Raw genomic sequence first — 19,626 nt, 5'->3', positions numbered from 1 at the left:
GGGTAGCAAGGTGCCGTGGCTGCAACTGGCACCGTCTCCGAGGGCAGCCCCCGCGGCTCTCGGCCGCCGTGGCCGCCCTTCGCCTGCGCCTCGTCGGACCGAACTCCGGTGGTGGGTCCGAAGTGGTCCTCATGCTGCTCGGGCCCATTCTTCGGAGTGCCGCTGCTCCTGCTCCCCGCCCAGATCTTGTGGCTCAACCTGTTGACCCACTCCTTCGCCGGCGCAGGTCTCGCGGTTCAGCCGGCGGACAGCCGAGCGCTCCTACGCGGCCCACGACCACTGCCGAAACTCCGCTCGCCTCTGGCTTGAGGTGGCGGGCTGGTGGTCGAGTCCGGCCGCCTTCACGACCGGCATGACGAGCTTCACCCGTGGGCCGACCCGTGCATGGCCTCGAGAACGTGGTGCGTGTACACCTCGAAACCAAGCATCGCCTCGACGTAGCGGCGGTCATCCGGCACCGAGCGGCCGCGGCGTTCGCGCAGCTCGCGGACCTGCTCCAGCCGCGTATCGAGCTCGGTCTCGAGCACGCGGGTCAGGAATGCGGCCACCTGCTGGGCGGAGCCCGACTCGACAGCTTCCTCGGCCAGCGGGATCACCGGCCCCTCCGGCTGACCCGCCGGTTTGACCCCCGTGTAGGGCTCACCCTCGCCGAGGCGATGGAGGCGAACCACCGTCTCGAAGAACAGCCGGTCGGCCAGGTCTCGCGCGTCGACACCCATCGGGCGCACGCGAAGCGTGGCCAGGAAGGTGTCCCGCACCTCCTCCTCGGCGGCTTCCGGTACGAACGGAAGGACCCTCGTGAGGTCGCCTGACTCAAGGGCTTGGCGGGCAGCAACCACCACCGGCCCATCCAACGTGTCACAGTGCGGGGGCATGGTCTCCTCCAGGTGTCGTCGCGATGCATCGAGAGCGGCCCTACGCCATTCACCGAGCCTGGCATCCGATCCTGCGTCGCGGGAGGGCCACTGGTCCTGAGAAGACGCCGCACCCGGAGCGAGGAGCTCGTGGTGGCGGACAACCCGTGTCGGCGTCTCCCTGGAGGTGGCTGCCGCTGGGTGCACGAGGGACCAATGGCCCTGCCCCGCCGCTTCATGCCGTCGCAGAGTGGTGGCTGACGCAGAGAGGAAGGGCACGATGAACACATACGGTCTCGGAGGCAAGGTTGCTGTCATCACCGGTGGGGCGTCCGGCATCGGACGTGCCTGTGCCGGCACGATGGCTCGTTCGGGCGCTGACATCTCGATCTGGGACCAGGACTGGGACCAGATCGAGCTGGTGCTCAAGGAGCTGGACGCTGTCGAGTGTCGGACACACGGCGTGGTGGTGGACGTGGGCGACCCGGCCTCGGTGGACGCCGCGATAGCTGGGACACTCAGCGCCCTCGGCCACGTCGACGTCGCGGTCTGCAACGCGGGCATCGGCGGCGCCGCCCTGACGAGCGGTGACTACAGCGATGAGGCCTGGCGGGAGGTCATCCGCGTGAACCTCGACGGCGTCTTCTACACCCAGCGTGCCGCTATCAGAGCGATGAAAGCGAGCGGGCGCGGCGGCTCCATCATCAACATGGCGTCGATCCTGGGTGCCGTGGGTTTCCCGACTGCGAGCGCGTACACGGCGGCCAAGCACGCCGTCGTCGGTCTCACGCAGGTGGCGGCTTGGGACCATGCCGCCGACGGGATCAGGGTGAACGCGGTGGGCCCCGGCTTCATCCGCACGCCGTTGCTGGAGCGCAACCTGGACGAGGCAACGCTGCAGGTCCTTGCCGGGCAACATGCCCTCCAGCGCATCGGCGAACCCCATGAGGTCGCTGAGCTCGTGGCGTGGCTCGCCAGCGATGCCGCGTCCTTCGCCACCGGCGCGTACTACCCGATCGACGGCGGCTACCTGGCCCGTTGAGCGGTCCGGGCGACACGGCGCGCCGTGTCGCACCAACGGCGTTGCAGACGACAGCTCCCGGGCGATTCTCGCTCCTGTTCCAAGCAGCCGCGACCTCCTGGGGGTCGCCGTGAGCCACCACACGGAAAGAGGAGATCCCATGGCCGCATACGGTGGCTCTCATGATGGCCCCGTGGCGGCCGCCGCTGGACGGCCGCTCGGCAACGGACGCTCCGTCTTTAGTCGGCGGACATTCATCAGGGCGGCGGGAGGAGCCGGGTTCGGCTTCGTCCTCTACGCCTACCTGCCGAACGGCACGAAGGTGGCGCTCGCCGAGGTGCCCGGCGGCACTCTGCATCCCTCCGCCATCCCCAAGTTCGTCACGCCCCTGCTCATCCCGCCTGTCATGCCACGAGCAGCGACGCTCACCCTGCCAGGCGGTAAGCCGGCCGACTACTACGAGATCTCCGTTCGCCAGTTCCAGCAGCAGATCCTGCCGGCGGGCTTGCCAGCCACCACGGTGTGGGGATACGGCCCCGTTACGGCCCAGAGCAGCCGCGGGACCCTGCTCCACCACGCGCCGTCGCTGACGATCGAGGCCCGAACGGGACGACCGGTGCGGGTGAAGTGGGTCAACGAGCTGGTCCGGCCAGATGGTGGCTACCTGCCACACCTGCTGCCCGTCGATCCCACGCTGCACTGGGCCAACCCACCCGGCGGACCCGCGGGCCGCGACTCGCGGCCCGCGTTCGCCGCGACCCCCGGGCCATACCCGGGACCGGTGCCGATGGTGACCCACGTCCACGGATCGCTCCACGTGGGAGACGAGAGCGACGGGTACGCCGAGGCCTGGTACCTCCCGGCGGCCACCAACATCCCCGCGGGCTACGCCACCGTCGGCAGCTGGTACGACTTCTTCGCCGGCAAGGCCCAGTCCCGCTACGGCGTGGCATGGGGGCCCGGCTTCGCCACCTTCCAGTACCCGAACCCGGATCGGGCATCGACGAAGTGGTACCACGACCACACCCTCGGCATGACCCGTCTCAACGTCTACGCGGGGCCGGCTGGGTTCTACATCATCCGCGGCGGGCCGCACGGCGACAAGGCTGTCCTGGACAGCCGCAGCGGCAGGGCGGCAGTCCTGCCGGGCCCGGCACCCAGAGAAGGCGACCGGTTCCCGTCGAACAAGAGCTACTACGAGATCCCGATCGCGCTGCAGGACCGTTCGTTCGACGCCGACGGGTCGCTGTTCTACCCGAGCTCCCGTGACTTCTTCGACGGCCTCGTGGCCCACTACATCCCCACAGGCGAGTTCTCACCGATCTGGAACCCGGAGTTCTTCGGCAACACGATCATGGCCAATGGCGCGACGTGGCCGTTCCAGCGGGTGGAGCAGCGGCGCTACCGGCTGCGCTTCCTCAACGGCTGCCAGTCCCGCTTCCTCATCCTGGACTTCAGCCAGATCCCCGGCGTGCGGGTCTGGGTCATCGGCAACGAGGGCGGGTTCCTGTCCGCACCGGTGAACCTCACTGCGGGCCACGGGAACCGACTGCTCATGGCGTTGGCCGAGCGCGCCGATCTCATCGTCGACTTCACCGACGTGCCCGTCGGGAACTACGTGCTGCGCAACGTCGGCCCCGACGAGCCGTTCGGCGGCGGCGAGCCCGGTGGCGATCCGCCCGACGGGTTCGAGGTTGCCGACCCGGATTCGACCGGGCAGCTCCTGCAGTTCCGGGTCGTGCCAGCTGTCGGCCCGGACCCCACCACCCCACCCGAGTTCCTGCAGCTGCCCGCGCTCACGTCCCTGCCGGCTGAGGTGCGAAGCCGTCCGCTGGCCCTGATCGAGAAGGCTGGCGTCGGCACCGATGCCGGGGGCGCGGAGGTGGAGGGGCCCGTGGAGGCCGTGCTGGGCACGGCTGATTCCGGGGCGCTCGTCGAGCGGCTCTGGATGGACCCGCCCAGCGAGAACCCAGCCGTCGGCGATACGGAGGTCTGGGAGTTCTACAACACCACGGCCGATGCCCACCCGATGCACGTCCATGAGGTGGCCTTCGAGGTGGTCAACCGCCAGGCCCTGGCCCTCGACGACGAGGATGAGGTGATCCTGCCGCTGCGACTCGACGGAGCCGTAACCCCGCCCGAGGCGTGGGAGACCGGGGTCAAGGACACGGTGATCGCCTACCCCGGACAGGTGACCCGGGTCCGGGCGCAGTTCGCGACACCGGGCCAGTACGTGTGGCACTGCCACATCGTCGAGCACGAGGACAACGAGATGATGCGCCCGTACCGGATCGGTCCGTCCCAGTCCGGACAGCCCCGCGGCTGAACGCGCAGTACACCACGCGACGACGACGGCTCTTCCTCCCGCACGCGCGAGGGCCACGACGCCGACGGCTGCCACCAGCGAGATGACCAGAGGAACGGCAGCACGACGGTGCCTTTGACCGCCGGCACGAGGTTACGGACGACGGGACGGAGGGCCCTGTTCCGCCCACCGAGGAGGCGAACAATCGGAGTAGGGGAGTAGTGGACTGGGGACATCATGAAAGCCTTCTTCACAGCTGCACTCACGGCAGTCGCCGTCTCCTTGACCGTCGTGACCGTGCCTGCTGGACAGGCGGATACGAGCGCGGCGCAGATGGCTCGCGCGCCGGTGGGCACCGCACTCGAGGCCGTTCCAGTGGCATACGCGGGCACCGTCTACCTCACCTTCGACGACGGCCCCCACCCCACGTGGACGCCGAAGGTCGTCTCGATCCTGCGGAAGTACGGAGTGCGCGCGGTGTTCTTCGAGCTGGGGCAGAACATCTCGTGGTACCCATCGGTCACACGGTCAGTCCGGGCGAACGGCAACCTCATCGGCAACCACACGTGGAACCACCCGAACCTGACCTACCTGTCCAACTACTGGGTCAACTGGCAGCTGAACAAGATGGAGGGGGCGCTCGGATATCGGCCGCGCTGTGTCCGGCCCCCGTACGGTGCCACGAGCTCCCGCGTCGCCTCGATCATCGCCAGCCGCGGTCAGCGCCAGATCCTCTGGACTGTAGACCCGCGCGACTGGTCGCGCCCTGGCACGTGGAGCATCGTGAGCCGCGTGCTCGCAAACGTGCGTGGTGGCTCCAGGATCCTGCTGCACGACGGCGGTGGAGACCGCTCCCAGACTGTCGCTGCTCTCGACCTGCTCATCCCACGACTGCGCGCCCGGGGCTTCGTCGTCGGCCTGATGGCCTGCTGAAGCCTGCCCAGGGCGGTGAGTGCGGGCCCTTGGTCCCTTCTCAGGAAGGTCTTTCCGTCGCACGCTCAAGGTATGACCCAGAAACTCCACAGCACCGACCACAGCCTGAAGACCCGCGTCAGCGAGGAGCTGCGGTGGTCGCCCGACGTCGATGCCGACCACGTCGGCGTCGCCGTCACCGAGGGCGCCGTCACGCTCTCAGGGGAGGTCGAGACCTATGCCCAGAAGGAAGCAGCCTTGGACGCGGCATATCGTGTCGAGGGCGTGACGGGGGTCGCGGACGAGCTCGTCGTCAAGAACCGCTCCTCCGGTCGCGAGGACGTCGACATCGTCCGTGCCGCCGCCAAGGCAATGGCTGCGCACCCCACCATCCCCAAGGGTGCCGTCCACCTCGCCGTCCACGACGGGTGCGTACTGCTCAGCGGGTCGCTTCCGTGGCGCTACCAGCTTGATGAGGCCGACAGGGCGGTTCGAAGCACTCCGGGCGTCAGGTCGGTCCACAACATCATAGAGATCAAGCCCGAGCTGCCCATGGCCGCAGAGGAGGCCAAACGCAGGATCCTTGCGGCTCTGCTCCGCAACGCCGAGGACGACGCCGCAAACATCCACGTCGCGGTGCGCGGCACCACGATCGAGCTGACCGGCACGGTACTCACGTGGGACGAGTTCGAACAGGCAGGTGATGCCGCATGGTCGACGCCGGGTGTCACAGCCGTCCGCAACAACCTGCATGTGTCGCACCCCGAGCCGGGAGAGACCAGCATGGTGCTCTCTGGTTGACACCCCGCCGCGGACATCTCTGGGACAGCAGCGAGAGCACCCACCATGGGGACGACGCCGTCGATGCGGTCGCTCGAAGGCCCGCCATACTCGTGTCCCACCACGAGAATGGCTCGGTGACAACCTACGGGGACGCGACGCTGACCAGGCCCACGGGGCTGACGAGTGCCGAGGTGGCGGAACGCGTCTCGCGCGGGGCGGTGAACCGGCTGGACGAGCGGACGTCGCGCTCCATCGCCGAGATCGTGCGTGCCAATGTGCTGACCCGGTTCAACGCGATCCTGGGCGCGCTGTTCGTCCTCATTCTGGTGACGGGGTCCTACGCCGACGGGCTCTTCGGGCTGGTCCTCGTCGTCAACTCCGCCATCGGCACCACCCAGGAGTACCTTGCCAAACGCAAGCTCGACCGGCTCGCCCTGCTCAACGCGCCCACGACGCGGGTCGTGCGCGAGGGCCAGGTGCGGGTCGTCCCCACGACCGAGGTCGTCCAGGACGACCTCATCGAGCTGCGCACCGGGGACGAGGTGCCCGCCGACGGGACCCTCGTCTCGAGCGCCGGCCTCGAGCTCAACGAGGCGAACCTGACTGGCGAGTCCGACCCGGTGGCGCACGACGAAGGGGATGACGTTCTGTCGGGTACCAACGTCGTCGCCGGCTCGGGCCGCTACCACGCCAGGCGGGTCGGCGCGGACGCCTACGTCAACCAAATCGCTGCAGACGCAAGGAAGTTCACCCGCACCCACTCGGAGATCCAAGAGTCGGTCAACCGGCTTCTGCGTTACATCACGTGGGTCATCGTCACGGCCCTGCCGATTGCGCTCTGGTCGCAGTGGCGCACCGTCGGCGACCGGGGATGGCAGGAGGTCGTCATCCGTTCGGCGGCGGGGGTTGTCGGCCTCGTCCCCGAGGGCCTCGTGCTGCTCACGTCGGTGGCGTTCCTCCTGTCTGCGGTACAGCTGACGCGGAGCGACGTCCTCGTGCAGCAGCTGCCGGCAGTCGAGGGCCTCGCGCGCGTCGACGTCGTGTGCATCGACAAGACCGGGACGCTGACGGTCGGCGAGATCGCGTACGAGGACGTCGTGCCGCTCGAGGGACAGGAGCTCGGGGAGATCCGCTGCGCTCTGGGTGCCCTCGCGGATGACCCCAATGCCAACGGCACCCTGACCGCGGTCGCCGCGGCGCTCGCCTCGCCGGGCTGGCAGCGCACCCGGACCATCCCGTTCAGCTCTGCCCGCAAGTGGAGCGCCGCCTGCTTCGCCGAGCGCTCGACGTGGGTGCTCGGGGCTCCGGAGGTGTTGCTCGCCGCCGACCCACAGCCGACCGACGCGGCGCTCGAGGCGATCCGGGTCCGCGTGGCCGCCCTCGCCGACTCCGGCCGCCGCGTCGTTCTGCTCGCCCGCAGCGAGGAGCAGCTCGACGGCGCGAGGCTGCCCGCCGACCTCGTGCCGGCGGCCCTCGTCACGCTCACCGAGCAGGTGCGGCCGGACGCTCGCGACACGCTCGCCTACTTCGCGGAGCAAGACGTCGCCATCAAGGTCATCTCCGGCGACAACCCCGTCACGGTCGCGGCCGTCGCCCGGGCGGTCGGCCTCGACGTGGGCGAGCCGATCGACGCCCGCACCCTGCCCGACGCCGCGGCCGACCCAGATGTCCTGCGTCGAGCGCTCGCCGCGCACACCGTCTTCGGGCGTGTCACGCCTGAGCAGAAGAGGGCCTTCGTCCACGCGCTGCAGGCCGACGGGCACGTCGTCGCGATGACGGGCGATGGCGTCAACGACGCCCTCGCCCTCAAGGACGCCGACATCGGCGTGGCCATGGGTAACGGCGCGCAGGCCACGAAGGCCGTCGCTGAGCTGGTCCTTCTCGACGGGCGCTTTTCCCACCTGCCCGACGTGCTCGCGGAGGGTCGCCGCGTCATCGGCAACGTCGAGCGGGTGGCCAACCTCTTCGTCGCGAAGAACGCGATGAGCCTCGTCGCGATCCTGGCCGCGGCTCTCGCCTCGCTGCCATTCCCCTTCCTGCCGCGCCATCTCACGCTCGTGTCGGCGGTGACGATCGGCATCCCGGCGTTCTTCCTCGCCCTGGGACCCAACAGGCGCCGCTACCTGCCCGGCTTCCTCGGCCGCATTCTGCGCTTCGCCGTGCCTTCGGGAGCGGTAGCGGGCCTCGCGGTCATCGTGTCCTACCTCTTCGCCGGCGCCAACCACGGTGTGTCCCGTGAACAGCTCGCTGACCGGTGCGGACTCGAGGCCGGCGTGGGGGCTGTCGCCGACGTGGCGTGCTGGCAGCCCGGGAGCGGCGCGACAGTCACGTTGCTCCTCGCCTTCTTCTGGATCCTCGTCGTGCTGGCGCGACCGTTCCGCCCGTGGAAGGTCGCGCTCGTCGGCGCGATGGTTCTGCTGGCCGTGCTCGCGTTCGTCCTGCCGATCGCGGCACGCTTCTTCACCTTCGACGTGCCGCTGCCGATGCTGTGGCGCTCGCTGGCTGTCGGTGCTGCGGGGGCGGCGGCGGTGGAGGCGGTCTACCGTCTTTCGCCGTCGGTCCGGCACGCGCACCACGTCCGAGACTGACCGGCGCCGCGGCCTCGGCCCCGTCCGGCCCTCGATGTGGCACGCACACCCAGCGCGTCATCCATCGGCGGGCGGCTCCAGCAAGCGCCCGGTGATGGTGTGGGCCCGGACACGGACCCAGCGGTAGCCCTGCCGATGTTGGGGGATCCAGGAACCACCCGAGACCTGCTCGAGCCGACGCACCTCGTCCTCGTCGTCGACGATCGAGGCCGTGCCTTGCACGAGCACGCTCCACCCGCTGTGTGAATCCGGGTCCCACTGGTCGACCTCGTAGGCCACGCGGTCGTGCTCCAGCGCCATCTCGAGCTTGGCGTTGCCCGCGGTGCGGAAGCAGATGTCGAGCCCGTCCACGGTGTGAACCACAGGCAGAACGGCGATCTCGCCGTCGAGCTCGAACGCGATGCGACCCACGGGCGTGCGCCGCACCCGTTCGAGGCAGCTCTCGGTGTCCAAGACCTGCAGCCCGGTGTGGTCGGTAGGCAGAATGTCGCCGTTCACGGTGGTCACCTTTCGTCTGCGGGCGCCTTGACCACCATCACCGGGCAGTGCGCATGATGCAGCACTCCTTGGCTCACCGAGCCCATGAGCAGGCCTCCGAAGCCCCCGCGCCCGCGGCTGCCCACGATGACGAGCTCCGCGCCGTCCGAGTGCTCTACCAGGGCCTGCACCGGGTGGGCGTTGATGACGTGGTGGCGCAGCATGACGTCGGGGTACTTCTCGGACCACCCTGCGAGCGCCTCCGCCGCCAGTGCGTGCTCAGCATCGCCGGCCGCGCGCAGGGCGTCTTCGGACTGCAATGCCGCCAAGCCCAGGCCGGGGTCGAGGAACCACGCGTGCACCACGGTGAGCGGCAGTCCGCGCTCGTCGGCCTGCCTGAAGCCCTCAGCGATGGCTGCCGTCGACAGCGCCGACCCGTCGGAGCCGACTACCACACCGGGACGGTTGGGCCGGACCACCGGCAGCTGCCGGACGACGACGACCGGTGCGGCAGCGTGTGCCGCGACGTCGACGGACGTGGACCCCATGAACGCAGACGCCAGGGCGCCGCGCGTCCGTGCGCCGACGACGACGCACGACGCGTCTTTCGAAGCCTCTACCAGCATGACCGCGGCATTGCCGTGCCCGGTCGACGTGGAGACAGGCGTGGCCGGTGACAGGGCGCGCACCCGGTCGACCGCCTCGTCGAGAATGCGGGCGCTCTGCTCATCACCCGCGGCTACCTCGGACGAGGGCTCCGGAGCGCGGCCGCGTAGCGGCATCGGCGTCGCGTGCAGCAGGCGAAGGGATGTACGCCGCCAGCGCGCCTCATCGATGGCCCAGTCCAGGGCGATGCGACCCGGCTGTCGGCCGTCGAGGCCGACCACGACCGGACGTGAGGTGAGTCGGGTTGACATGGTGTCCTCCTGAGATCGTCGGTCACGCGACGTGCGCGGCCGGTACGTCCAGCATCGGGTCGCTCCCACCTGAACGGCTGGGACCTAGGACCCGGAAAGTGGAGCCGCACCGCGGGCTTGCCGGGCGGTCATCTCGCCGGCTCACCCATTCTCACGGCCAGATCGCGACCCCACGCGGTCGCCCGCTCGAGCTCCCCGTCGAAGAGAGGGCCTGCGACGTCGCGCACCCAGAAGCTCTGCCGAGTCACCGTCTCGTACCCGTGCCGTCGCGCCTCCTTGCCGGCGCTCTTCGCCGCCGACCCGGGGAGGTGGCGCGCCTTGCCTACGCGCGTGTCGAACGTCGCGACCCGTTGGTGGTGGCGACCACTCGGAAGCTCGTCGAGCCACTCGCGAAGCCCGGGGCCCTCGCATCCTTGGGTGGCGCCCTGACTGCGCGCGTCCGCACGAGTGCGGGGCCGCGTCATCGAGAAGGCGTGGGTGGGACCGCCTGCGACGAGGAGGTCCACGTCATCGGACGGAGGGGAGGGTTGCGTGCTGACGTCGAGCACCTCGACATCCATGGACTCAGCGAGCCCGTCTGCCACCGCGCGGGCCACCTTCTCGGTGTTACCCCACAGCGACTCGAATACGACAATCGCACGGCTCATGTCCGGCTCCTTTCAGGTGGGGCCGTTGTTCGCGGCCCCGGGTGGGCAGTGGTAAGGGTGCGGCCCGGTGCGTGGTCAGTCGAGCGAGACATGCCTGAACGCTCCGAGCGGCCGGTCATGGTCGTTGGCTCGCTTCGCTGGAACGAGCCGCCGTGGCGATTGCGCCGACGAGAAGTGCGATGGCGACCAGCAGGCCCGTGGCGCCGAGCGTGAGGAGGAGCGGGACGAGCCACCGCAGGGCGGGGACGGTTGCGCCGTAGGCGATTGCCGCGTCCACTCCGGCGGACCGGTCAGCGTTCATGACCACGACCGTCCAGTCGCCGGCTTCGACAGGCCAGACCATGGAGTGCGTGCCAGTGCCGGCGCTCTGCGCCGCCCAGGACAGGGCCTCGGCGGGTGAACGGGTGGGCGCGGTCCCGGACATCGTGGTGTATCCCGCTGCGTCGCCGGGTAGTGACCTCAGCTGCGCCCGCGCGACGCCGTGAAGGTAGCTCTGGACGGCACGGGTCGGTGCGATGCCCACGAACACCGGCTTCTCCGAGGCTGCCGTCACGGTGATCTTGACGTCGCCGATCGCGTCAGCGGGGATCGCCCTGAAGACGTCGGCGGCGTGCAGCTCGACGTTCGCGGAGGTCACCGCGTACGTCTGGGTGCTGAGTCGCATGCTGCCGCTCATGACGTAGCCGCCGCTGTCGCGCATGGCGGTGTCCGCGTAGGCGAGGGCGCCTCCGGCACCTGCAAGCCCGACGGACAGGATCACGCCGGCCGCCCCGACGACGAGCGCTGTCACGCGTCCCGCGGTCCACGGATCGGCGGTCGCGGGTGCATTCCGTGCCGGGAGGTTCGTCGTCGGGCTGAGTGGAAGCGCGAGCTGTTCGGAAGCGCCCCGGTCGTCGCCACCGTGGTCGAGGCGGAAGGGCGGGTACTCGTCTGTCATGAGGGCCGCATAGCCGGCGACCCGCAGGACCCACCGGTTGAGGCCGAGGATCAGGTCGAAGAGCGGTCGGGGGTAGCGACCGGTGAAGAGAAGGGCGACGGCCGCGATCAGGACCAGAAGACCGATGAGACCGCCGCCCCACACCAAGGGAGTCCGGTCGAGGCCGGACCTCTGTGCCACGACGTACGCGCCGCTGCCGATCAGCACGCCCACGATGAGGTAGTGCGGCAAGGCGAGGAGCCACCACTTGACCAGGACGAGGCCACGCGACAGGCGCTGTGGGTAGTCGACGTCGAGCCGTGCGGGGTAGGTGGGGTCGTCCTTGAGCGAGAAAGGAGGGTAGCGGTCCGTGCCCAAGGCGCCATACGCGTAGTAGGAGACTCGCCACGTCCACCGCAGCACCCCCACGTTGAACTCGAAGATGGCTCTCGGGTAGCGCCCCGTGAAGAGAATGGCGAAGAAGGCCGCCACGCTGAGCACGCCGAACGCGAGCCAGAGGAACGCCAACACAACGTAGTGCGGCACCACGAGCAGCCACTTCACCAGCCAGAGCCCTCGGCTCAGCCCGGGATCCAGGTGCGCCTGAACGTGCACGGGATACGTTGATGTGCTCATCGTCTTCGCCTCCGTTGGTCGATCGATCGGCCCATTCCTCAACAGGTTCCATCGCCGACCGACCGCAGGATCAGGGCCGAAAGGCCCGACCCGGTTGATGTCTCGATCACATCGACGTCCTTGAAGCTCGCTGCTCGAGCGGACGCAGCAGGTTCAAGGCAGCACGAAGGTGCGTTCGCCGTGCGGCCCCGGCAGTGGCTGCTTTGCGCGGACCTTCGTCCCTGTTTCGGGGTGGCTGAAGGTTGTTCGCTGGAGGGAGCTGCTTTACGAAAGGGTCCGCCATGTCGTCTCTTACAACCGCACAGCGGCGCCGACAGCGTCCGTCGTTGGCGTCCCGTCGCCTGGGTTACACCGTGGGCTTGGTGGTCAACGCGGGCCTGCTGTTCGCCATCAACGAGTGGCCGGGCTGGACTGCTGTGCCGTTCCTGACCGGCGACACTCCACGCGTGCTCGGCCTCGTCAACGCGTCGATCGTGGTCGGCCTTGTTGCGAACGCCCTCTATGTCATGAGCGACCCTCCGTGGTTCAAGGCCTTGGGTGACATCACCCAGAACGTCGTGGGAATCGCTGCGCTGGTACGCATCTGGCAGGTCTTCCCCTTCGACTTCGGCGACAGCAGCTTTGACTGGGATCTGCTCGCTCGCTGGGTGATAGGGGTTGGCATGGCGGGAAGCGGCATCGGCGTCCTGGTAGGCCTGATGGCCCTCGCGCGAGCCTCGGAGGCGCCGCGGCCGCAGCCTCCGCAAGGCTGACGGTATGCCAATCCTTTCCGTCCCTCGCCCGACGCGTCCAGTGCAACGCCGGATCGCTGTCGTGTCGCGGACTTCACTCGCCAGCAGGCCCTGATGGCGGGACGTTCGGCCCCGCCGGGGGCGTCTGCCGACGTAAGGCTGAAGGGAGAGAGGAGGTGTCGTAGATGACTGAGAGAGTCACACCGGAGCACATGCCCGAGCTCGTCGACGACGAGCCTGAGCTGCGTCGACAAGCCGTCAAGCGGCTGGAGGACAAGCGCGGCTTGATGGCGCACGCCCTTGCGTACTTCACGGTCAACCTGCTTTTGGTTGCGCTCTGGTACGTCACGGGTGCTGCCTTCTTCTGGCCCGTGTTCCCGATCTTCGGGTGGGGCATCGGGCTGGCGTTCCACACCTGGGACGTCCTTTCGCCCGCACCGGGACCACGCCAGATCGAAGCGGAGATGGAACGGCTGCGCCACACACAGCGGTAGAGCAGAGCACTGTTCGGTGAGCAGTCCGACGACTGTTCACCGAACGCATGTGTGGCCGAGCACACGCTTCACTGGTCAACCTGAGCAACTGAGCGCCGGCGGCTGCCTAGTCGAGGAGCCCTAGTCGACGAGCACCCGCTCACCACGCCTCGGCACCACGACCGGACAATCGAGCACGTCGCCGATGGCATCGGCAAGCGCGGAGCTGGCGCGGGGCTCACCGTGGACGACGTACACCGCTTTCGGAGGTTCAGGTAGCTGGCCGAGCCACTGCAGGAGCTCGGCGGAGTCCGCATGAACGGAGAAGCCTTCGTCAGTGACGATCTCAGCCCGTGCTCGAACGTACTGGCCCATCATCTTGAGCTCTCGTGCTCCCTCTTGCAGCAGGCGCCCGCGAGTGCCGGCAGCCTGGTACCCGGTGAGGACGACGGTGTTCCGCGGGTTGGGGAGCAGCGAGCGGAGGTGGTGCACCACGCGCCCACCGGTGGCCATGCCCGAGGCCGAGACGATGATGCACGGTGTGCCTGGCGTGTTGAGCCGCTTCGACTCCTCGGAGGTGCGCGCGGTGCGGAGCCGGGACAGAGCGCTGAGCGCGGTCAGGGAGTCAGAACGCAGCTCGGCCTGGTGCTCCGGCCGCTGGTAGACGTCAAGCGCAGCCAGAGCCATTGGGCTGTCGACGTAGATCGGCACATCGGGGATCGCGTGCTGCTTGCGGAGGTGCGCCAGAGCCAACAGGACCAGCTCGGTGCGATCGACGGCAAACGCCGGGATCAGAACCGAGCCGCCACGACCGATCGTCCGGCGCACGGCGTCGCCGAGTACCTGGTGTCCCTCATGCTCGTCGGGGTGCACGCGGTCGCCGTACGTCGACTCCACCACTACGGTGCGGGCCGCCGGCGGTCGGTCGCGGGGGAGCAGCAAGGGGTGGCTGGGACGTCCGAGATCGCCTGAGAAGAGAACACTGGCGGCGCCGAGGGCGACGTGTGCCGACGCGGACCCGAGAACATGGCCGGCCCGGACGAAGGTGAGCACGGCCTCGGACTCCAGCGTCGTCGGCTTCCCGAACTCGCAGATCCGCATCAGCTCGATGGCGCGATCGGCATCGGTCCACGTGTACAGGGGGAGTGGGGGGTGGTGCTTGGAGTAACCCCATGCCTGCGCGTTGGCCGCGTCCTCTTCCTGGAGCTTCGCGGCGTCGTGCAGCACGATGTCGGCCAATGCAGCCGTGCCTGCCGTGGCCCAGACCGGTCCGGTGTAGCCGTGGTGCACGAGGGCCGGTAGGTAGCCACAGTGGTCGAGGTGGGTGTGAGTGAGCACGACGTCCGTCAAGGCGCCGGCCTCCACGCCGGGGTCCTCCCAGTTGAGTCGGCGCCACTGGCGCTCGCCCTGGTATAAACCGCAGTCCACGAGCACCCGTCGGTCTTCGTCCTCGAGGAGGAACTTGCTGCCGGTGACGGTTCCGGCTGCGCCCAGGAACGTGAGTGTGGTCATGGCTGCTCCTCAGCGTAGGTGTCCACCGGCTCCGCCGTGGTGAGAGTCGTGCTTCGTGGTCGTCATATCTGACCGTCAGCCATGACGCTACGTGGTGGCAACGAGCCGACCAGGGTCCAAGGGCCTGCAGGCTGGAGCACCGCCACCACACCCCCTGGGGCCCGAGCGGTCACTTGGCGTCACCGCCACCGCCTTCCGGCCGCACCAATGGGCCGTCTACGTTGCAAACGTTCTGCTGGCAGGCAGTGTCGGCAGGCGTGCGAGTGGGGCCTCGGCGCCCCCGCCACGGTCGCGGGGCAGCCGTAGTGAAGTGATCGCTGTGACCCCGGCATCGACCGCAGGCGGCAACCGCATTGATGTCCTGTGGAGGTCGGGCGGGACGTTCGCCCCTTCCGGAGCGCGCCATGCGCAGCGCACGTTGGTGAGAGAGGCGTGAGAGGGAGGCGGTCATGGTTGGCCGGACGATGCAGCAGAGCGACCATACGGTCAAAGGTGAAGGTGGAAGAGGGCGCCGCGTCCCGCTCGCGGTCTACGCGGTCCTCATCGCCGTCGGCGCGTATGCCGGGGCCTTGGGACTCGTGTCCGGGTTCCTGCGCTTGCCGCCGGACTTGGAGGAGCGACTGCCGTTCGCGAGTCCCGTGCTCGGCGGTATCGCGCTGACCGTGATCGTGGCTGTTCCGGCCACGGTGGTCGCGGTCCTGGCGTGGCTGGCCCACCGTGGTGCCGATCTCGCGGCAGTGATCGAAGGGCTCCTCCTGATCGGGTGGATCGTCGTGGAGCTGGCGTTCATCCGCGAGCTGAGCTACTTCCACGTCATCTACGTCGTCGTCGGTCTCGGCCTGATCGCTTGGGGGCGCGACGCACTGGGGCAGTGGAGGCAGTGGAGGCAGTGAACGTCTCACCGGCCCCGCAAACCCGCATTAGGGGCTTGAACGGCGGGCGTACACCCGGTCATGCCGTCAGTTGGGGGCGCTACCGCGGCTCGACGAGATCTGAGAGAGGAGTCACAAGGCAATGCGAAGAACGTTGCGCTGGGGTTTTGCAGTCCTCGTGGCGGTGCATGGTCTGATCCACCTGATCGGTGCCGCCAAGGGACTGCGCTGGGCAGAGGTGGACGAGCTCGACGGACCGACCAGCGCTGGCGCGGGGATGGTCTGGCTGGCTGCGGCCGGGCTGGTTCTCACTGCGAGCGTGATGGCCGCCAGGCGCCTTCGGGGCTGGTGGCTGGCGCTCGCCGCCGCGGCGCTGCTCTCGCAGGCCGTCGTCGTCACGAGCTGGGCCGACGCCAAGGTCGGCACCGTGGTCAACGCGGTGATGCTCCTCGCCGCCGTCTATGGATACCGGGCCGACGGCCCTGCCAGCCTCAGGGCCGAGTACGCGCGACAGGCGCGTGAGGCGCTGACCGGTCTGCAATCGAGCGGCGTGGTGACCGAGCGCGAATTGGCGAGACTGCCGGAGCCGTTGGCCACGTACGTGCGTCGAGCCGGTGCGGTCGGTCGGCCGAAGGTCACGAGCTTCCGGGCGACAGTACACGGGCGCATCCGTGGTGGACCGGACAAGGCGTGGATGTCGTTCACCGGACAGCAGGTCAACACTTTCGGGCCGGATCCGAGTCGGTTGTTCTTCATGGACGCGACCATGCTCGGGCTACCGGTCGACATCCTCCATACGTTCAGCGGCGGCGCCGCGACGATGCGCGGTCGGCTCTGTTCTCTGGTCCCCATTCTGGACGCCTCGGGAGCGGACATGACGCGTGCGGAGACCGTGACCGTCTTCAACGACCTGTGCATCATGGCGCCTGCTGCGTTGCCTGACGCAAGCGTCACCTGGGACGCCGTCGACTCGCACGCCGTCCGCGGGACGTTCGGCTTGGGGCACCAGGAGGTCAGCGCGGTCCTGGTGTTCAACGAGGACGGCGACCTCGTTGACTTCGTGTCCGAGGACCGGCTGCGGGCCTCGGCCGACGGCGAGAGCTTCACGCGGCTCGGGTGGTCCACCCCGGTGGGTCAGTACGCAGCGTTCGAAGGACGCCTCGTGGCCACCACGGGACAGGCGATCTGGGACGCACCTGACCCGGAGGGTCGCTTCGCCTACTTGGAGTTCCAGATCGACGACATCCACTACGACGTCGGCCGCCAGGCCCCCAGTGGCGTCAGGCGCCACCTCGCCAACGCAGATCACCGGAGGAACTGATGGACCCCCGCCTCGGCAACCGCCTAACCGAGCATCTCGGACGACGCGCAACGCAGACTCCAGGCGGCACCCGCGCGGCTCGGCAGGCGTCGGGCGCAGAGGGGAAGCCCCTTCCGCCTGCGTACTTCGGCATCCTCGGCGCCCTGGTGGTCGTGGCAACCGGGTACGGGCTGCTCGTCGAGCACGCGTACCGGCTCGTGTCGGACATGACGCGCGAGACGTGGCGCGCGCAGGATGCCATCACCCTGTTCTCGGTGCCGCTGCTGCTGTGGTCGAGCCGCCGCGCCCGGACCGGCTCCCTCAGCGCTCACCTCGTCACCACTGGCATCCTCCTCTGGGTGGCGTACTCCTATGCCCATCTGTCGATCGGCGTACCGCTCAACCCGATGTTCTTGGTCTACCTGTCGATTCTGGCTCTAGCCGGCTTCGCGACGCTGGACGGCCTGGTACGCCTCGACGTCGTCGCTGCCCGGCCAGCCTTCGTCCGCGCGCCGCTCCGTGCGGCTGGCTGGTTCCTCGCCCTCGGCGGTGTCGGCATCGGCGCGTTGTGGTTGAGCGAGATCATCGCCGCTTGGCCCGACGCCATGCCACCGAACATCCACCTCTCGCAGCTGCCGAACCCCACCTGGGTCCTCGACCTCGCATGGATCATCCCGATGTGCCTTGCCGCAGCGGTACTCCTACGCCGACACCACCCGGCAGGGCCGTTCCTCGCCGCTGTCATACTCGTCGCCCTGCTGATCCTCTCCGCATCGATGTTGCTGGTCACGCCCTTCGCGTTGGCGGCAGGTCTGCACACCGACGCCGAGGTCGGCGCCCAGATCACGGTGTTCACCATCGTGTTCGCCGCGTTGTTCGCGGTCGAGGCCTGGCTGCTGGTGCGAGGCGGCCGCACGCTCGGCGCCGTGACGTCACCATGGCTGCGAGCCGGGTGGTGGTCCAGGGATGCATGACGTACGAGGACCCGAACGACGCCTCAACTTCTGGCGCAGCAGACTGCGCCGATCTCGCTCCGACCCGTTAGGGGGTGCGGGGACAGACCTACTCAACCCGGTCGGCATACCTGATTGCCGCCTGACTGACGCCCCCGCCTCGAACGCGGTTATGAACCGCTACCGCGGGGCCGCCGTGTGCCCTCGTGGAAACGAGGGCCACGGAAAGGGTGCCCACATGCCCACTGAGAGCGCGACGAACACGGTTGCGGGGGAGCGGGGGCGGGTCGAGCGCGTCAGTGCCAACGATCTGACGACGTTGGTCACCGACCGCGGCCCGACACCGATGAACATCGGCGCGGTGCTCGTCGTCGAGGGCGGCTCCTCGGTGGGTGTCGAGGCCGTGCGCTCGGTGTTGGCGGCACGCGTCCCGCGGGTACGGCGCCTGCGTCAACGGCTCGTGCGGACGCCGCCCGGGTGCGGGCGACCGGTGTGGGTCGACGACGCGGCGTTCGACGTGGCGCGACAGGTCGAGGAGATCCGGCTGGCCGCCACCCCCTCACACCCGGAAGATGACGTCCCGATGACCGGCGCTCTGCACTTCCCGGGAAGCGACCTGCTCGACGTCGCCGTGGCGGTCGTGTGCACCCGTCTGCCCCGCGACCGCCCGCTGTGGTCTGCCCGCTGGGTCACCGGGCTGCCTGACGGCGACGCGGCGCTCGTCCTCGTCGTCCACCACTGCCTCGCGGACGGGCTCGGCGGGATCGCTGTGCTCGCCGCTCTAGCGGACGACGGCGCCGACCAGGTTGACCCGCTGGACGACACCTTCCCGGCGGCAGCACCCTCCGTAGCTTCGTTGGCCCGCGAGGCGTGGCAGTCCCGGCTCGCGGCCTGGCGGCGCCTTCCCGCGACTCTGCGCCGTACGGCATCCGGTACGAGGGAGCTCATGGGCGGCCCGCACCGCACGCGGCTCGCCGTCCGCTCCTCGCTCGACCGTCCGACCGGAGCACGCCGCCGGCTCTCGACCGCCACGGTTCCCCTGAAGGGCCTGCTCGAGGCCGCCCACCGGCGCGGCTGCACCGTCAACGACCTCGTGCTCTGCGCGGTGTCGGGCGCGATGCGATCGACGCTGCAGGCGCGCGGGGAGGGGCTGACCGAGCTCGTCGTCTCGGTGCCCATCTCGTCGCGACGTGCCGCGACGGCCGACCGGCTCGGCAACGAGACCGGTGTCGTGCCTTTGGCCCTGCCGCTGCTCGCCGACGGCGACGAACGGCTGCGGCGCATCTCCGCCCTCACGGCAGCTCGCCGAGGCCCGGCGCGCGGCACGTCGGCCGCACCCCTCGGTGTCGCGTTCCGGGCGCTCGCCCGTGTCGGCCTCTTCCAGGCGTTCATCGACCGGCAGCGCCTCGTGCACACCTTCGTGACGAACGTGCGCGGGCCCGCGACAGAGCTGTCGTTCGCGGGGCACCGCGTGGCGGGCATCGTGCCGGCGGCCGTCACGCCGGGGAACGTCGGCGTGAGCTTCGACGTGCTCTCCTATGCGGGGCGTCTCGTCGTCACGGTCGTCGCCGACCCCGTGGTCGTTTCCGAGCACGCCAGCATCGCTGCGGGCGTGCAGAGCGAGCTGTCACGGCTCTCCGCGTAAGGGCCGCGCTGCTGTTACAGCCAGCACCCCGCCGGAAGTGGTTGCCGTCCACTGCCCCCACCGGCGAACGGCCACTCAACCTGG

The 19,626-nt window shown here is 69.2% G+C and carries 17 protein-coding genes and 1 pseudogene; 12 read left to right on the top strand and 6 right to left on the bottom strand.

What is annotated here, in order from left to right; translation table 11 throughout:
- Positions 1 to 15: 15 nt before the first annotated feature.
- Positions 16 to 309 carry a cation transporting ATPase C-terminal domain-containing protein gene (locus tag H9I49_RS24380; protein ID WP_370587477.1) on the top strand — a complete coding sequence of 98 codons (294 nt, stop codon included), beginning with the start codon at positions 16 to 18 and terminating at the stop codon, positions 307 to 309.
- Between the two features lie 53 nt (positions 310 to 362).
- Here H9I49_RS24380 and H9I49_RS07785 read toward each other — a convergent pair whose 3' ends face one another.
- Positions 363 to 875: a DUF6448 family protein gene (locus H9I49_RS07785; protein WP_188029801.1), complete on the bottom strand. Its 513-nt coding sequence runs from the start codon at positions 873 to 875 to the stop codon at positions 363 to 365.
- A gap of 259 nt (positions 876 to 1,134) precedes the next feature.
- Here H9I49_RS07785 and H9I49_RS07780 point away from each other — a divergent pair, with 259 nt between their 5' ends.
- From H9I49_RS07780 to H9I49_RS07760, 5 genes are all read left to right on the top strand, one after another.
- Positions 1,135 to 1,896: an SDR family NAD(P)-dependent oxidoreductase gene (locus tag H9I49_RS07780; protein ID WP_188029800.1), complete on the top strand. Its 762-nt coding sequence runs from the start codon at positions 1,135 to 1,137 to the stop codon at positions 1,894 to 1,896.
- A 139-nt stretch (positions 1,897 to 2,035) separates the two neighbouring features.
- A complete protein-coding gene (locus H9I49_RS07775; RefSeq protein ID WP_188029799.1) occupies positions 2,036 to 4,201 on the top strand; it encodes a multicopper oxidase family protein in 2,166 nt (721 codons plus the stop codon).
- Between the two features lie 216 nt (positions 4,202 to 4,417).
- Entirely contained in the window at positions 4,418 to 5,113 is a 696-nt protein-coding gene (locus H9I49_RS07770) for a polysaccharide deacetylase family protein (protein WP_188029798.1), read from the top strand.
- A gap of 72 nt (positions 5,114 to 5,185) precedes the next feature.
- Positions 5,186 to 5,893: a BON domain-containing protein gene (locus tag H9I49_RS07765; RefSeq protein WP_188029797.1), complete on the top strand. Its 708-nt coding sequence runs from the start codon at positions 5,186 to 5,188 to the stop codon at positions 5,891 to 5,893.
- Positions 5,894 to 6,009: 116 nt separating this feature from the next.
- Positions 6,010 to 8,463 (top strand): HAD-IC family P-type ATPase, encoded by a 2,454-nt coding sequence (locus H9I49_RS07760; RefSeq protein WP_188029796.1) that lies wholly within the window; start codon positions 6,010 to 6,012, stop codon positions 8,461 to 8,463.
- Positions 8,464 to 8,520: 57 nt separating this feature from the next.
- Here the strand turns inward: H9I49_RS07760 and H9I49_RS07755 are convergent, their stop codons facing one another.
- From H9I49_RS07755 to H9I49_RS23810, 4 genes and pseudogenes are all read right to left on the bottom strand, one after another.
- On the bottom strand, positions 8,521 to 8,961 hold the full coding sequence (locus H9I49_RS07755) for a pyridoxamine 5'-phosphate oxidase family protein (protein ID WP_188029795.1): 441 nt from the start codon (positions 8,959 to 8,961) through the stop codon (positions 8,521 to 8,523).
- A gap of 5 nt (positions 8,962 to 8,966) precedes the next feature.
- The gene (locus tag H9I49_RS07750) at positions 8,967 to 9,857 is read right to left on the bottom strand and encodes a universal stress protein (RefSeq protein WP_188029794.1); all 891 of its coding nucleotides are present in this window, start codon (positions 9,855 to 9,857) and stop codon (positions 8,967 to 8,969) included.
- A gap of 128 nt (positions 9,858 to 9,985) precedes the next feature.
- The gene (locus H9I49_RS07745; protein ID WP_188029793.1) at positions 9,986 to 10,504 is read right to left on the bottom strand and encodes a flavodoxin family protein; all 519 of its coding nucleotides are present in this window, start codon (positions 10,502 to 10,504) and stop codon (positions 9,986 to 9,988) included.
- A gap of 897 nt (positions 10,505 to 11,401) precedes the next feature.
- A pseudogene (locus H9I49_RS23810) lies at positions 11,402 to 12,038 on the bottom strand (DUF4389 domain-containing protein); the annotation flags it as partial.
- Between the two features lie 377 nt (positions 12,039 to 12,415).
- On the opposite strand from H9I49_RS23810, the gene H9I49_RS07735 reads away from it, so the two are divergent.
- Positions 12,416 to 12,808, top strand: coding sequence for a hypothetical protein (locus H9I49_RS07735; protein WP_223128457.1), 393 nt, complete (start codon positions 12,416 to 12,418; stop codon positions 12,806 to 12,808).
- A gap of 164 nt (positions 12,809 to 12,972) precedes the next feature.
- The gene (locus tag H9I49_RS07730) at positions 12,973 to 13,281 is read left to right on the top strand and encodes a 2TM domain-containing protein (protein WP_223128456.1); all 309 of its coding nucleotides are present in this window, start codon (positions 12,973 to 12,975) and stop codon (positions 13,279 to 13,281) included.
- Positions 13,282 to 13,401: 120 nt separating this feature from the next.
- On the opposite strand, the gene H9I49_RS07725 is transcribed toward H9I49_RS07730, so the two are convergent.
- Complete coding sequence (locus H9I49_RS07725; RefSeq protein ID WP_188029790.1) at positions 13,402 to 14,772, bottom strand: MBL fold metallo-hydrolase RNA specificity domain-containing protein; 1,371 nt, start codon at positions 14,770 to 14,772, stop codon at positions 13,402 to 13,404.
- A 449-nt stretch (positions 14,773 to 15,221) separates the two neighbouring features.
- Between H9I49_RS07725 and H9I49_RS07720 the strand changes: the two genes are divergently transcribed.
- The 4 genes from H9I49_RS07720 (at position 15,222) to H9I49_RS07705 (ending at position 19,542) form a co-directional block, all read left to right on the top strand.
- On the top strand, positions 15,222 to 15,665 hold the full coding sequence (locus H9I49_RS07720) for a hypothetical protein (protein ID WP_188029789.1): 444 nt from the start codon (positions 15,222 to 15,224) through the stop codon (positions 15,663 to 15,665).
- 157 nt (positions 15,666 to 15,822) lie between these two features.
- Positions 15,823 to 16,965, top strand: coding sequence for a DUF6544 family protein (locus H9I49_RS07715; RefSeq protein ID WP_188029788.1), 1,143 nt, complete (start codon positions 15,823 to 15,825; stop codon positions 16,963 to 16,965).
- A 152-nt stretch (positions 16,966 to 17,117) separates the two neighbouring features.
- Entirely contained in the window at positions 17,118 to 17,918 is an 801-nt protein-coding gene (locus H9I49_RS07710; protein WP_188029787.1) for a hypothetical protein, read from the top strand.
- Between the two features lie 217 nt (positions 17,919 to 18,135).
- A complete protein-coding gene (locus H9I49_RS07705; protein ID WP_188029786.1) occupies positions 18,136 to 19,542 on the top strand; it encodes a wax ester/triacylglycerol synthase domain-containing protein in 1,407 nt (468 codons plus the stop codon).
- Positions 19,543 to 19,626: the final 84 nt, after the last annotated feature.

The organism is Terrabacter sp. MAHUQ-38, assembly GCF_014518425.1.
Classification (GTDB): Bacteria; Actinomycetota; Actinomycetes; order Actinomycetales; family Dermatophilaceae; genus Terrabacter.
The sequence above is the reverse complement of the archived record's forward strand: the minus strand, read 5'-3'. Positions and strand labels throughout refer to the sequence as shown.